Annotated in this window: 13 protein-coding genes and 1 pseudogene; 7 read left to right on the top strand and 7 right to left on the bottom strand. The window is 35.5% G+C overall.

Annotated elements, in window-relative coordinates; all coding sequences use genetic code 11:
* Positions 1-155: 155 nt before the first annotated feature.
* The 5 genes and pseudogenes from F6K15_RS06565 (at position 156) to F6K15_RS06540 (ending at position 7,005) form a co-directional block, all read left to right on the top strand.
* Positions 156-1,043, top strand: a complete 888-nt coding sequence (locus F6K15_RS06565) for an ABC transporter permease (RefSeq protein ID WP_293058609.1) — start codon at positions 156-158, stop codon at positions 1,041-1,043.
* Between the two features lie 8 nt (positions 1,044-1,051).
* Positions 1,052-1,915, top strand: coding sequence for an ABC transporter permease (locus F6K15_RS06560; RefSeq protein WP_293058606.1), 864 nt, complete (start codon positions 1,052-1,054; stop codon positions 1,913-1,915).
* A 530-nt stretch (positions 1,916-2,445) separates the two neighbouring features.
* Positions 2,446-3,522: a PotD/PotF family extracellular solute-binding protein gene (locus tag F6K15_RS06555; RefSeq protein ID WP_293058604.1), complete on the top strand. Its 1,077-nt coding sequence runs from the start codon at positions 2,446-2,448 to the stop codon at positions 3,520-3,522.
* An 831-nt stretch (positions 3,523-4,353) separates the two neighbouring features.
* Positions 4,354-5,211 (top strand): annotated as a pseudogene (locus F6K15_RS38165) (patatin-like phospholipase family protein).
* Positions 5,212-5,865: 654 nt separating this feature from the next.
* Entirely contained in the window at positions 5,866-7,005 is a 1,140-nt protein-coding gene (locus tag F6K15_RS06540; protein ID WP_293058599.1) for an ABC transporter ATP-binding protein, read from the top strand.
* A 138-nt stretch (positions 7,006-7,143) separates the two neighbouring features.
* Here the strand turns inward: F6K15_RS06540 and F6K15_RS06535 are convergent, their stop codons facing one another.
* From F6K15_RS06535 to F6K15_RS06510, 6 genes are all read right to left on the bottom strand, one after another.
* On the bottom strand, positions 7,144-7,893 hold the full coding sequence (locus tag F6K15_RS06535; RefSeq protein ID WP_363267401.1) for a Uma2 family endonuclease: 750 nt from the start codon (positions 7,891-7,893) through the stop codon (positions 7,144-7,146).
* A gap of 136 nt (positions 7,894-8,029) precedes the next feature.
* Positions 8,030-8,308, bottom strand: coding sequence for a hypothetical protein (locus F6K15_RS06530; protein WP_293058596.1), 279 nt, complete (start codon positions 8,306-8,308; stop codon positions 8,030-8,032).
* Positions 8,271-8,630 (bottom strand): DUF6972 family protein, encoded by a 360-nt coding sequence (locus F6K15_RS06525; RefSeq protein WP_293058593.1) that lies wholly within the window; start codon positions 8,628-8,630, stop codon positions 8,271-8,273. Before F6K15_RS06525 ends, F6K15_RS06530 begins: the two co-directional genes overlap by 38 nt.
* A 105-nt stretch (positions 8,631-8,735) precedes the next feature.
* Positions 8,736-10,190, bottom strand: coding sequence for a tetratricopeptide repeat protein (locus tag F6K15_RS06520; protein ID WP_293058590.1), 1,455 nt, complete (start codon positions 10,188-10,190; stop codon positions 8,736-8,738).
* 119 nt (positions 10,191-10,309) lie between these two features.
* Complete coding sequence (locus F6K15_RS06515; RefSeq protein WP_293058588.1) at positions 10,310-12,055, bottom strand: tetratricopeptide repeat protein; 1,746 nt, start codon at positions 12,053-12,055, stop codon at positions 10,310-10,312.
* The gene (locus F6K15_RS06510) at positions 12,048-13,466 is read right to left on the bottom strand and encodes an AAA family ATPase (protein ID WP_293058586.1); all 1,419 of its coding nucleotides are present in this window, start codon (positions 13,464-13,466) and stop codon (positions 12,048-12,050) included. Before F6K15_RS06510 ends, F6K15_RS06515 begins: the two co-directional genes overlap by 8 nt.
* A gap of 144 nt (positions 13,467-13,610) precedes the next feature.
* On the opposite strand from F6K15_RS06510, the gene F6K15_RS06505 reads away from it, so the two are divergent.
* Both F6K15_RS06505 and F6K15_RS06500 read left to right on the top strand, forming a co-directional pair.
* Positions 13,611-13,793, top strand: a complete 183-nt coding sequence (locus F6K15_RS06505) for a hypothetical protein (protein WP_293058583.1) — start codon at positions 13,611-13,613, stop codon at positions 13,791-13,793.
* 101 nt (positions 13,794-13,894) lie between these two features.
* Positions 13,895-14,062, top strand: a complete 168-nt coding sequence (locus F6K15_RS06500) for a hypothetical protein (protein WP_293058580.1) — start codon at positions 13,895-13,897, stop codon at positions 14,060-14,062.
* Here the strand turns inward: F6K15_RS06500 and F6K15_RS06495 are convergent, their stop codons facing one another.
* Positions 14,063-14,740 carry a glycoside hydrolase family 108 protein gene (locus F6K15_RS06495; protein ID WP_293058577.1) on the bottom strand — a complete coding sequence of 226 codons (678 nt, stop codon included), beginning with the start codon at positions 14,738-14,740 and terminating at the stop codon, positions 14,063-14,065.
* Between the last annotated feature and the right edge of the window lie 733 nt (positions 14,741-15,473).

The following is a 15,473-nucleotide window of genomic DNA, read 5'->3' as shown; positions in this document are numbered from 1 at the left end:
TTAGATCGCGTAGTTTACGAAACGTATTATATAATGCGCACCTCCCAAAACACGTCGTGCATGAGGTATCAAACCGACCATTATTCCAGAAATGATACCATCACACACCCTACTTAATCTTTTGTTGATAAACAAATAGTCATCAATTAATTAATATGTGGCAAACTAATAAAAAACAATCAACATCAACCATTGAAACTCGGAAATTAACCAATTTACTAATTCTGTTATTTCCAGCAACTATCTGGATATTAATTTTCTTCATCATCCCTTTAATAATTGTACTTATTTATAGCTTTTTAGAAAGAGGCACTTACGGTGGTGTTGTTTGGGAATTTACCCTAGATAATTATCAACAACTAGCTCAAGGAATATATTGGGGAATATTTGGGCGGTCTTTATTTTTGGCTTTCATTACAACTATTATTTGTTTACTAATTGGTTATCCTTTAGCATATTTTATTGCTACCCGTAGACCACCTTGGCGTAATGTCTTACTAATGCTAATAATTATCCCCTTTTGGACAAATTTTTTAGTTCGTACTTATGCTTGGATTGTATTACTTCGTACCGAAGGAGTATTTAATATTGCCCTACAAAGTTTACAGTTAATCGATGAACCTTTGACTATAATTTTTACTCCATTTGCTGTGATTATTGGTTTGGTTTATGGTTATTTACCATTTATGATATTACCCTTATATGCCACAATTGAACGCTTTAATTTTTCTTTGTTAGAAGCTGCTCAAGATTTGGGTGCCAATGATTTACGAACTTTTTTTCGTGTAGTTTTACCATTAACAATCAAAGGAATAGTTGCTGGTTCATTACTCGTTTTTATTCCAGCATTTGGTGCTTTTATTACTCCTGATATTTTAGGCGGTGCCAAAACTATGATGGTGGGAAATCTCATTCAAAATCAGTTTATTAAAGCGAGAAATTGGCCGTTTGGTTCAGCATTATCAATTTTATTAATGATAATTGTATTAATCCCAGTTATTATATATTTCCGGATTTCAGAAGACAAAAAAATCTCACTTTAAAAGCCAGAATGAAACAATTAGATTTACTCATTCGTTCTCTTGGTAAATTTGGGTTATGGCTAAATGCTGCTCTAGGTTTTGCCTTTCTCTATTTACCGATTTTTATATTAGTAATTTATTCTTTTAATGATTCTCGTTTTAATGCTATTTGGCGAGGCTTCACTTTAGATTGGTATAGGAATTTATTACAAGGAGCAACTAATAATACTATTACTGATGTGATGATTTGGGAAGCTTTGAAAAACAGTCTTTTGGTAGCAGTACTTTCGACAATCATCGCCACAATTTTTGGTACTATGATTGCCTTAGCATTGGAACGTTTTCGTTTTCCCGGACGGACTATATTAGAGGCAATACTTTTTCTACCAATAATTATTCCAGAAATTACTATAGGACTTTCTTTATTAGTTTTCTTCTCTCTAAGTTTTCAACTAATAGAAAATTTTTTAGGCATTCGTCTAGTGCTAGGTTTACCGACAGTAATTATTGGTCATATAGCATTTTGTATCTCTTTTGTTGTAGTAACTGTGAGAGCGCGGGTAGCTGAACTTGACCCAGCTTTAGAGGAAGCTGCTTTAGACTTAGGTGCTAATGAATGGAGAACCTTTTTTCGTATTACTTTACCTTTGATTTGGCCGGGAATTTTTAGCGCTGCTTTATTAGCTTTTACTTTGTCACTAGATGATTTTGTGATAACTTTTTTTACTGCGGGAGTAGGTTCGACGACATTACCATTATTCGTTTATGGTATGATTAAATTTTCAGTAACACCAGCAATTAATGCTATATCTACTTTAATGTTAATAGCTTCTTTGATGTTGGTAATATCTGCCCTTTTTCTTGAGCAATTAGGGAATCAAAAAAACACCTAAAATTACGTAAGCAAACAGCCGTCAGCTATTAACTTAATTGCCCTTTTTTTGAGTAATCAGAGTTAAAAGATTTAACAGAATTAAAAGTCTGAAATAAATTAGCTACTTGCTTACGACTCAATATTACTCAAATCCCCAAACTACTAATTCTTGAAAGCTGACAGCTAATGACTGTTTGCGCAGCATTCCGTAGGAAATTCTTACAAAATGACTAAGAGGATATCTGAAAAGTTGTTTAGGGAATAGCAGAAAATAAATTATCCCAATTTTTGTACTTAGTATCGTTAACTAGCTACTCTCTACTTCCTTACTTTTTCAATTTCTTCCCTACTGCCTTACTTTCATAGCTGAATGGGATAATTTTTTATTTTGAAGTCCCTTAATACTGAATTTTGCCCCCCGAGCAAGCCAATTCTGGGGGGAAAAAGAATCCATTAGCTGGTAAAAGCCCCCCAATTTTGTGGGATTTAGGGGGCTTTGATATAGCAAATGAGACTTCTTAGACAACCTCTAAATAAATATCTGTAAATATGAAAAAACTGATTACTTTTTTGTTGCTATTTACTATGGCTGTAATTTTACCAATTGGTTGTAGTAATAATAGCCCTAATACTTCAGAGGTTAGCAATAATAACGTCCTGAGTATTTATAATTGGTCAACATATATTGCTCCTGAAGTAATTACTGAATTTGAAAATAAATTTAATGTCAAAATTCAATACGATACCTATGAAAGTAATGAAGACCTCTATGCCAAAATCAAGCCAGGAAATCCTGGTTATGATGTAGCTTTTCCGGGTGATTATATGGTGGAAATAATGGTTTATGAAGGATTGTTAGAAGAACTGAATCAGGAAAATATTCCTAATATGAAAAATCTCAATGAAAAATTTATTAACCCTCCTTACGACCCTGGAAATAAATATAGTATGGCTTACCAATGGGGCACAATGGGAATAGGCTATAATATCAAAGCAACTGAAGGTGAAATTAATAGTTGGTCAACTATGTTTGACCCTAAATTCAAAGGCAGAGTTGCTCTATTAGATGATATGCGAAGTAGCTTTTCAATTGCCTTAATTTCCCTTGGTTATGACCCCAATACAACTAACCCTAAAGAAATTAATGAAGCTAGAGATTTTCTAATTAAAAATAAAGAGGCGATCGCTGCTTTTGCGCCCGACACAGGTCAAAATTTATTAGACCAAGGAGAAGTAGATTTAACCTGTGAATGGAGTGGAGATATTTTCCAGATTATGAAAGAAAATCCCAACCTTCGTTACGCTATTCCTAAAGAAGGAAGTATTCTCTTAACTGATAATATGGTTATTCTTAAAGGAAGTAATAATAAAGAACTTGCAGAAAAATTTATCAACTTCATTCTCGAACCAGAAATAGGAGCAAAAATTTCCAATTTCATTAAGTACGCAACCCCAAATCAAACAGCAAAAGATTTAGGTTTAATCGAAGCTGCCGATTTAAATAATCCTGCCATTTATCCCCCACCAGAATTATTTGCAAAACTTGATTATATTCAAGATGTTGGTCAAGCAACAACTCTATATGATGAAGCTTGGACAGAAGTTAAATTAGGAGTTGGTAATTAATGAATAATGAATAATGAATAATGAATAATGAATAATTACTTAATAATTAATTATTAAATAATTCTGGTTTAAAGTCTCCCCTTTTAAGGGGAAAAAAGCGGTCGTTAGCGGAGCTTCCCGGAGGGTGGGATGGCGTTTTGCTCCGCAACATATAAAGCGGAGCGGGTCTGCAAGAACGGGTCTCCTCGCCATATCCAATCGACCAAGAGAAGAAATAATATTTCCTTATATTCAATTCCATAACTGTTTTAACCAGAGGTAATTATCCATTATCAATTATCCATTATCAATTAATGAACTTTTCTTTAAAAGAAGAAGATTGACTAAAAGGAAAATCTTCCTTTTTATCCCCTTAAAAGTACAACCCCTATTACTTCTGACTTCTAACTTTTGACTTGCTAAGGCGCATTTTAAATGCGTTTTAGCCTACTCCCTAAAAATCACGAATTTTGTACCTCACAAATGTGGGAATTGCTATAACAATGATATAATTCAGTAGTTAAATAATTAAGGCTTGCTGATTAAATATAAAAGCATTGACATATAAAGAATTTAGCATTTTTGGAGTCGAAAAAAGTGCGCCTGTTTCAGTCTAAAACACTCAAAAAGTTAGTATTTTAGGCGCATAGTTGGACATAAAAATCAAGGGACAATTCTTACTTCTACCTCCTCGCTCATTCCCATTTCTCCCCTCCTGGGAGGGGTTAGGGGTGGGTTGTCTCCTGTCTCCTGTCTTCCCCTCCTGGGAGGGGCGAGGGGTGGGTTGTCTCCTACCCCTACTAAAAGACTTTTTCAGCAAACCCTAATTATATTTATAAAGGCAAAACTATAATGACTTTCAAAATTCTTAGTTTAGATGGCGGTGGAATTCGTGGAGTAATTGCAGCACGAATTCTGATAGAAATTGAAAAAAAAATTAAAGAACAAAAAGGTAAGTCTTTACATGAATACTTTGACTTAATAGCTGGTACTTCCACTGGCTCAATTATTGCAGCGCTAATTGCTACAGGAACAGAAAGCACTAATATTCTCAAGCTATATCAGGAAGAAGGAATCAATATTTTTCCATACCAAAGTCGCTTGTCGCCCAAAAGATTACCCTTAATTTTGAAATATGGAATTTCTGCTCCTAAGTTTTCCAGTGAAGGCTTAATTAAAGTCTTGAAAAAATACCTTTTACGACAAGATAGAACGGCAATTATACTTCAATAAATTAGTGAAATAAACTTATTAATTGTGTCTTACAATATGTTTTTGGAATCTCCGACTATTTTTGTAAATTATCATCCATAAATACCTAAACAAACCATTTGGTATGACAATCTCCCTCTGTGGGAAATTTGTGCTAGTTCTTCATCAGCTCCTACTTATTTTCCAGCTTATGAATTAAAAAATGGAGACTTGAGTCTACCACATATAGATGGAGGAATAGCAGCAAATAATCCCACATTAGCAGCAATAAGCTATGCAATTAAACTAGGTCATAAACTAGAAGATATTTCAATAATTTCTATTGGCACAGGTGAAACTAGCCAGCCATATAGTTATAAGCAAATAGTACAATGGGGACTAGCTGAATGGGCAATCAAACTAATTAATATATTGATGAATTCTCAGTCTTCAGCTAATAACCTTGTAGCAGAACAAATTATGTCTACAAAGAATCCTGAAGGTTACTTACGTTTATAGTTTGAATTAAATAATATTTTTCAGCAAGGAACAAATGATAAAAAAGTAATTAACTCTTATATAAATGAAAAAGTAAGTGAAGCAATAGATGATGCTAGAGAACCTCAGATTAATCAAATAATCAGAGTTACAGAAGCATTTATTGAGCAAGGTAAAGTTGCTTATTTAGACTTATAAAATCAAATAAATTATCTCTTAGTTAAAGAAGCGATCGCCCGTTTTATTCATCTTAATTAGTAAATGATACATCTGTAGATATTTGGCATAGATAAAACTAACTTATACAGGCAGCTCGAACAAAAAAAAAGTCATACATTAGCATTTGAAATGCTTTAAAAATACCGGACTTTATGAAAATATTAATTTGCATTTATTTGCTGAAAAAATAGGGGTACTTCCTTCTATATTTCAAGGGTCAATCATAAAAATATGGGCGTTGGTGAAAAGAGGTATGATATCATATCTGGATAAGAGCGCGAACAAAAAACTTTCTTTTTATATTCCTCTTTATTCTTCTTTCTTCCCCTCCACCGGAGGGGCTAGGGGTGGGTTGACTCCTGACTCCTGACTTCCCCTCCACCGGAGGGGTTAGGGGTGGGTTGACTCCTCAATAATTAAGATTAATATCATACACTAATTCACCAACGCCAAAATATGCTATCTCAGACCGTCGAACTCATTAACATATCCAAAGTATTCAAAAGTCAAAATCAAAAAAAATTTATTGCTGTAAATAATATAAATCTGCAAATAAAAAAATCGGAATTCTTTTCCATATTAGGTCCTTCTGGGTGTGGCAAAACAACCACATTAAGAATGATAGCTGGTTTTGAAATGCCCACATCCGGAGAAATTTATATTCAAGGTCAACTAATAGGAAATAGTCCGCCATTTCATCGCCCAGTCAATACAGTTTTTCAGAATTATGCTTTATTTCCCCATCTCACAGTGGCAGAAAATATTGCCTTTGGATTAGAAATGGAAAATCTTTCACGCCCAGAAATAAATCGTCGGGTAACTGATACTTTAGCTCAAGTAAAATTAACAGATATGGAAAAACGTTATCCCCGACAATTATCTGGTGGGCAACAACAAAGAGTCGCCTTAGCAAGAGCATTAATTAAACAACCAGCAGTATTATTATTTGATGAACCTTTAGGTGCTTTAGACTTGAAATTACGCAAAGAAATGCAGTTGGAATTAAAACAAATGCAGCAAAGGTTAGGTATTACTTTTATATATGTTACTCACGACCAAGAAGAAGCTTTAACTATGTCTGACCGGATAGCAGTTATGTACCAAGGAGAAGTTTTACAAGTGGGAACTCCGGTAGAAATTTATGAACAACCAAAAACTCGTTTTGTGGCTGAATTTATTGGGGAAAGTAACTTTTTAACAGGGCGAATAACTGCACATCAAGAGGATAAAAGTTTAGTGTTAATAGATGGAAATTTACCATTATTAATATCCGCAGTTCATCATCTGCCAATAGATACAATTATTACCTTAGTTGTCAGACCGGAAAAAATAGAAATTTACCCATCAACTTCTACAGAAAAATCTGATTTTTCAGGGATAATAGAAAATATTGTTTATATTGGTACAGACACTCGTTATGTAGTGCGTTTAACTGACAAAACTAAGATAGTTATCCGTAGACAAAATATTAATCCTTTTCATCTGAATCAATATGCTATAGGTGAGAAAATTAAAGTTAATATTCCTGTGGAAAATATTAGTGTTTTAGAGGAAAATTTGTCAGAAAAAGAAAGGTTGAAATTGGGAAAAAATTAGCAATTATATTCTATAAAATTTTATTTTGTTTGGCCAGAAAATTAAGTCCCAAACATCCCCTTTCAAGGGAATAAAAAAAGAAAATTCGGTATTTCCAGATCCAATGAGGGCGAATGCCATTCGCCCCTACATATATAGCTACAACTGTTCTGGATCGACACCAAGGGAACGCAACATTTGTTCAAGTTGTTCAGCTCGTTGTCGTTGCTGAAGTGCTTCCTCTTCTGGAGTCATAAACCTATTCCCTTCAGAGTCATACCAATACAACCACTCTTGTTCGCAACGGTAATGGTTACCAACTTCAGTTCCTATCCCCAGACCAATTTCTGGCATCCACACGGGATTTCCTTCTAAACGTTGGTATGCTCCATCTACCAAACGATACACCTCAAAACGCTCATGTTGGTCTCGCTTGGAATAATCTGGGTTATAGATAACATAATACAAGACCCCCAACTGAGCGTAATCAATCATTTTTTCATCGTATTCACCCCCATAAGTTTTAGAAACAATTTCCAATACCAATATCGGAACAACATAATTTTCCTCCCAAAGAACATAGGAGGATCGCAATTTATTATTTTTGAGTCGTGGAACCCCCAGACTGAGCAAAGCATCAGGAACTATAGCAACTCTAGGACTTGACCCAGTGGTGTGGAAAATTCCCATATTTACGCCAAAAAACCAATCATAGCGATCGCCCCATAACTGATTTAAAATTAACATTAGCAGGTTAGGAATTAGGATTTGTATTTCGTGATCTACGGGTTTGTCGTCTGAATCAGGTAATTCGTCACTTGATGGTAGGTTGAGTAATTGGTTGTTGTTTACCATAATAATTTGATTGTGACATTTGAGTTGTTTAATTTTAGCAAATAAATGTAGCATTTTTTTGCAGAAAGGGAAGTCGGGAGCGATAGAACTCCGTTCCGCTGACGCGTTGGCGGAGCCTAGCGGCAGCTATATCGCTCTTCTGTTTTGGTCTCCAAACCCTAACTCTTTGACAATGGAAATCTACGAATTTTTACTCTGGTTGAGAAAAACGACCAGTTACTCGCTCGTATTCATCCTCAAGCAACCACATTTGTGCTTCTTCGTAGGTGTCACCTGTAAAGATTGTTCTGTAGCTTTCCACTGGACTTTGTATGGAAAATTTGCCCGACTGTTCTTTAATTAGCATTAAAATATATGGTGGAGAAAGATAAGGATCGACCCAAATTTCTGCAAACTCCCATTCTGTGGATAATTGAGATTTTTGGGTTAGTTCATCTGGTTGTGCGCGGTCTTGTGCGAGGTATGACATGGTATTTATCGGTGGTCTTTTTGATTTTTATTTCCCCATAATAGAGAGGAATTTGAGTTCCATCTGATTTTAGTATATAACCTATTGGTTCGGCAAAAAATAATCCATAGCGTTCGTATTTGTCTCCTATATCATCTACTCCCGTGCGTTCTCCTCTTTTAAAGATTTCAGATGCGACTCTTTCCATTGTTTCGCGATCGCTGAACAGATAGACTATTCCCTCGGTTTCTAATTCTCTTTGGGATTTTTCCGTACTAGGGAGATGCTTATCAATTAAACTGGTTCTAGTTTCCAGATAGATTTCGCGGTCGATACCACTCATATTATTTTTTTGTTAACGGATAATCCAAGTGTATCAAAAAGCGATCGCTCTTCTGTGCAGATGACTCCTTTTTGGAGAATAAGATTTTACGATCAATAAAACTCACTAGGGAATTGCTCTCTTCAGCATATCTGCTAATTTTTCAGAAAATTGCCAAACTCTTTTAATAATAAGACCACAATAAGCTAGAGCCAAATTCCCTATAGAGGTAACTGTTACATATTGGTTTTTCATCTCTCTAGAAATCTGCAAACTCTGCTTGCTGTTTTCAATAGACTTACCATACTCTCCTATAAATAGGTAAGCAAAACCCAATCCTGCGAGGTTACGAAGTTCTTCATGACGCTCTTCAGTCTCCCTAGCAATCTGCAAACTCTCCTGGTAATAGTTAATAGCTTTGTCATAATTCCCTAGGAAGTTGTAAGCAAAACCCAAATTTCCCAAGGCACGAACCTCTCCATTACGGCTGCCAGTCTCTCTAGAAATCTCTAAACTCTTCTGGTGATAGTCGATAGCTTTGTGATATTCTCTTAGGCTTCTGTAAGCAAGACCTAAACCACCTAGAGCACGACTCTCTAAATTACGGCTACCAATCTCCCTAGCAATCTGCAAACTCTCCTGGAAACAGTCAATAGCTATGTGATACTTTCCTAGAGTACGGTTAGAACTACCTAAATTCATCAAGGCATAAGCCTCTCCAGAGCGATCGCCAATCTCCCTAGCAATCTGCAAATGCTGCTGGTGATAGTCAATAGCTTTTTGATAGTCTCCTAAAGATTCGTAAGTAACACCTAAATTCCCTAGAGCAGTAGCTTCTCCAGAGCGATTGCCAATCTCTCTAGAAATCTCTAAATGCTGGTGGTGATAGTAGAGCGCTTTGCGATACTCTCCTAAAGATTCGTAAGCAGCACCCAAATTCCCTAGAGCAGTAGCTTCTCCATTGGTATCTTCAATCTCCTTCGCAATCTGCAAACCTTGGTCAAAATAGTAAATAGCTGTGTGATACTCTCCCATATAATAGTAAGGATTACCCAAATTCCTTAGAGCAATACCTTCTCTATGGCGATTGCCAATTTCTTTAGAAATCTGCAAACTTTGATCTAAACATTCAATACCTTTTCCATACTTTCCTAGTAAACTATGATTATTGCCCAATCCATCTAAACAAACACTATTCCAATACCCATCTAGCTTGTCTAATAGGTTACTGTAAATTTTAATAGATTCTTCATAGTAACCCCATATCCTAAGCTGATTGTGTAACTCTTCGTTAGTTGGCGGTAATTCAATTAAAACAATTTTACTTGCCCTTTCCCAGTCTTCTACTTCTCCAAGATGATAAAATGACTCTAGATAGCCTTTCACTATCTCTAAATTATCATTTGCTTCTTGAGGACATTTGTAGTCAGTCAACCACATAACAACAGCCTGATATTGAATACGTTTAGAAAGTGGCTTAATCGACATAAGATCATCTGGGTCAAGTTTCAACAATTCCAAAATAGACTCAGCAGTAGGCAGAATAGCTTCACCTTGGGTATTATTTTCAGTATTAACCATCTTCCTCATCCAATTTCTTTAAGTGCTTAAGTGACATACTACGGATTAAATTATTTTGTCTGAGCAGAAATTCACTGCTTCTGGCAAAGATAGACAGATTAATCATTCCACTCCTACATCTAGCCCAACTTCTCCCGCAATTCCTGACATCCTTTCAATTCTGGCACCCCTAATTCTGTGAAAATAGCCAACGCCTCATCACAATACTGTCGTGCTGCATCTAAATTTCCTAGGTGTTGATGGGTTTCTGCTATATTCTTGAGGGCTTCAGCTTTACCATGAGGTTCTCCTATTTTAGTAAAAATGGCTAGTGCTTCTTGCAAATACTCTAAAGCCTCTGAGTAACGCTTCAGCTCAATTAAAGTGCCTGCTATATTTCCTTTGACTCTTGCTACTTGAGCAATATCATCTATTTCTTTGGCAATCACTAAAGCCTGTTGTTGATAATCACTAGATTTTTGATAATTCCCTAGGGACTTATAGACAAGACCCAAATCGGACATTGCTCTAGCTTGTACAGCTTTATCGCCTGTTTTTTCAGAAATTTCTAAAGTTTGTTGATAGTATTCAAGAGATTCTTGATACTTTCCTAGTGAATAATAGGCATTTCCTAAATTTCCCAGAACATTACCTAAACTTGCAAGATTACCAAGTTCTTTAACAATCTCTAAACTTTGCTGATGGTATTCAATGGATTTTTGATAGTTTCCTAACGAATGGTAAACATTACCCAAATTTCCTAAAGCCATACTAATACCTGAAACATCCCCTATCTCTCGTGCAATAACTAGCCACTGCTCACAATATTCGGCTGCATGAGGATAATCTGCTATAAAGTAGTAGATAATACCTAAGTTTCCTAGTGCATTTCCTATATTAGCACGAACTCCTATTTCTCTGGCCAAATTTAAACTCTGCTTATAGCATTCAATTGCATTGCTATAATCTGCGATACAACGGTAGGCAATTCCTAGGTTGGCCAATGCTCCAATTTCAACAAAGCGATAATTAATCTGCTTCGCAATTTTCACAGACTGCTGACAACAGTCAATTGCGGACTGATACTCCCCCAAAAAATTGTATGTATTGCCAAGATTGTTGAGAGCTCTTGCTTCACTAGCAAGCTCCCTATTTACTCGTGTTATTTCTAAATGCTGCTTGCGATAGTTAATAGCTTGGTGGTAGTCTCCTTGAGAATGGTAAACGCTACCAATATTTGCTAATAACTTTTCTATTCCAGAACTATCTCCGATTTCTCGTGCAATAGTCAAACCATCTTGATAACAATTCATGGCTTTTTGGTAGTTTCCTAGGGAGTGATGGACAGTACCCTGATTGCTTAGAGCTGTTTCAATGTCCATATGGTGACCTGCGTTTTTTGCCATAACTAAAAGCTGCTCGCAGAAATTCATTGATTGTTGATAGTTTCCAAGAGAATTATGGGATTGGCTTAAATTTTTCAGGCAAGTAGAATCCCAAGTATAATTAATTTTTCCCAAGAGTTTCCTACACAAATCAATTTGCTCTGGATAATATCCCCAAGTGTTTAATTTTTCTAATAAGTCTTCTTGGGTGAGACTATCAAACTCAAGGGCAATAATTTTGCTTGCTCGTTCCCAGTCTTCTACTTCTCCAAGATGATAAAATGCCTCTAGATATCCTTTCACTATCTCCAAATTATTGTTGACTTCTTGCGGACACTTGTAGTCAGTCAACCAGATAACAACAGCCTGATATTGAAGACGTTTGGAAAGTGGCTTAATCGACATAAGACTATCTGGGTCAAGCTCTAACAATTCCAAAACAGACTCAGCAGAAGGTAGAACAACTCCACCTTCGGTATTATTATTTTCAGTATCAACCATCTTCCTCATCCAATTTCTTTAAATGTTCAAGTGATACACTACGGATTAAATTATGTTGCCTCAGCAGAAATTCACCAGTTTCATAAACTCCCACTACCTCAACCAAAAAGCGATCGCGCAAAGTCTGCAAGGCCACCTCTTGCTTTTCTTCATCGCACGGCCAATTTTTCAAAAGCTTCAGCCAAAAACTTTCTTGCACTTCACACCTATATATTGCACCAACACAAATCAACCGATAAGCATTAATTGCTTCTTTCTGCAACCGTGAAAAAGTCTTATCTAGTCGCCTTCGGACTCTTTTCCGCAACTGACGGGTATATCTGTCTAGCTGAAATTTATCATCAGCACCAGCAGTTATCCCCTTAGTCTTAGCTTCCTCAATTGCCTTTTCCACTTCTTCAATTTCATTACCATACTTTTTCCAATAAGCTACGACATTACCATTAAAAGGTTGACTGCCAACTTCTCCCGCAATTACTCGCAATGCCAAAGGATGACCCTCATAAGCATTACCAATACGTTGTAAATAGCGTAGGTTAGGTGAATTTTCCTCAACCTCCAACCCAGTTTTCCCAAATAACTGCAACTGCTCCGACTCCCTCAAACCACTCAAAGCTTGAGACACCCAGAAATTCTGATAACGTTCCGGAATTTGCCCAGGAAAATCTTGGGAAGTCAAGATAATGCGACTTTGACATTCTGGAGAAGCCAAAAATTGCTCAAAAAATCTCACCCACAACTCATCCTGAAAATCACTCCATCCCTCATCCTCATTTCCCACCAAAATATTTTCCAGAGAATCAATAATTATCAGATACCGATGTTGTCGCAGGCGATTAAGTAATTTATAAAGTAACCTTTCCACATTTTTATAATCATCTTGAGTGAGAGACTCTCCCCACTTTTGCAACCAGCGGATAGCAACACTACGAAAATCTCTACTTTCTCCATCATTATCAAAATTTTCCTGGCGAAACTTGCTCCAGTCTCCCTGCAAAAATTCTTGGTGTAGCTCCACTGCTAATTTTTCTGCCAAAGCAGTCTTACCAATACCACTAATACCAACAAGAATAAGCAAGCGACAAGACTCTTTAACTTTTGTAGTCAATTCAGCTATGAGGTCTTCTCTACCCACCCAAGCATCATCATAAGCAAAAAATTCTACTGTGGAATTTTGGGATGAGGTAGTAGTTTCATCCACAACTTCTTCCCAGTTAATCCCAACATTCTCACAAATACCAATAAAAGCATCTCGTTCAATGGGATGACTGCCCCAAAAACGTTTTAAAGTTGCTCGTGAAGTTATTGCTAGTCCGCACCAAGCACGCTCTGTTTTTGTCCAACCTTTCTTTTTTCTAGCTATATCAACCTTTTGCAACCCTTCTTTAGAAGCTTTGAGAGTAACCGCCATATTATACCTCCAAAATAAATTTTTTTCGGCTCAGTTATAGCTCACTTTTTTTCAACTAGAAACGGTGAGCTAAAACTCTGCTTTAAGTACAAAAATTTGATGTTCAGATAGAAATGTCAGCATAATTATCAAGGAAAAAATAGAATGTTTCCAAAACAAAATACGGTTTGCACCAGTCAACCTAGCACAAATATTTTACCTATCGATCCAACTCCATTATTAGAGCATGGAAATAGTCCAACCGCTATTATTATAGCAGTCGCCTTTTTGCTGTGGGTATTACGTCCAGTTTTGCTAGTCATGCTAAAAAATCGAAAGAAGAAATAATATCAAATCCAATAGCAACGCTATAATTTAGTCAAAAATACATAGAGGGCAAACGGTTGTTTGCCCCTACAAAAGATATAACGATAAAAGGAGAAAAAATTATGCCATCTCCAATTTCCTGGTATGAACCCATTAGAACATCCCGATTTATGACCGGGATTACATTACTTTTTCAGCAAACCCTAACTATAGATTTACAAGGACTATTAACGACTATTTATGATGTTGGTCGTTACGATTTAAAAATAGATTACACTCAAAATGCTTGATTATTGATCTTTGAGCTTTTCCACATAGCCCCACAAACTATAATCACGAGCTAACCAACCATGAAAAAAAGCCATTTGACTCGAATCTTTTTGGACTCTTTTATAACGATAAATAATTCTTTCATTAATCATTTGAAGAGCTGTATTTCGATTATTACCTTCTGCTAATGCTGACTTAGTAGCAGCATCAAATATACCTGTTTGTGGTAATCCCAAAGCCTGCTGAAGAAAAGTTACTGAGTTATTAATACCAAAATTAACTGCCGTATCAAACATAACTACAGCTAGAGCAGGATGCATTGTAGCTGACTTACTATTATCCCAATAACTTTGATAAATTTCCATCAGTTCAGTATCAGACATTTGTGTAACATCTAAGGTTGGTAAACCACGTCTTCGTCTATAGGCATTATATTCAGTTTGCAAAATTCCTTTATAAGTTCGACCACCTTTATCTGCTGGATGATTACTAAATCCACCTTCAAAATATAGAGTAAAAGCTAGAGCTGTTTCAAATAATTTTTCTTCGTATTTTTGTTCTGTTTGTGCTTGAGCAGGAATTTTATTATCGATAAAAATCGGGATTCCTACTGTCAAAATTAATGAAATAATTCCCCAAATTATTTGAGGTTTAAATTTAATTTTTGGTTGAAGTTGACGCAATTTTTTTCCAATCATTTAAATCTTCCTGATTTAATATTAAATACAAAAAATAATACTACATTTATTATCAGCTTTGGTGCTGAAAGTTGAGGAAAATAGTAACAGAGCAAGTTGATATGAAATACAAGTAATTCTGCTATTTAAGACTTTCCAGATATCCCCATCTCTCTATCTCTTGATCGATTATCTATTTCATATTAGTTATAGCACTACCCATTCAGATTAGGAAACCTAAGAAATTTCAAAACATTATAGTTAAAAGTTTTGTCTATAGCTGAATGCTGAATGCTGATAGCTATATCAAAATTAATGAAATAATTCTGGGAATTATTTGAGGTTTAAATTTAATTTTTGGTTGAAGTTGACGCAATTTTTTTTCCAATCATTGAAATCTTCCTGATTTAATATTAAATACAAAAAATAATACTACATTTATTATCAGCTTTGGTGCTGAAAGTTGAGGAAAATAGTAACAGAGCAAGTTGATATGAAATACAAGTAATTCTGCTATTTAAGACTTTCCAGATATCCCCATCTCTCTATCTCTTGATCGATTATCTATTTCATATTAGTTATAGCACTACCCATTCAGATTAGGAAACCTAAGAAATTTCAAAACATTATAGTTAAAAGTTTTGTCTATAGCTGAATGCTGAATGCTGATAGCTATATCAAAATTAATGAAATAATTCTGGGAATTATTTGAGGTTTAAATTTAATTTTTGGTTGAAGTTGACGCAATTTTTTT

The organism is Okeania sp. SIO2B3, from assembly GCF_010672525.1.
Classification (GTDB): domain Bacteria; phylum Cyanobacteriota; class Cyanobacteriia; order Cyanobacteriales; family Microcoleaceae; genus Okeania.
The sequence above is the reverse complement of the archived record's forward strand: the minus strand, read 5'-3'. Positions and strand labels throughout refer to the sequence as shown.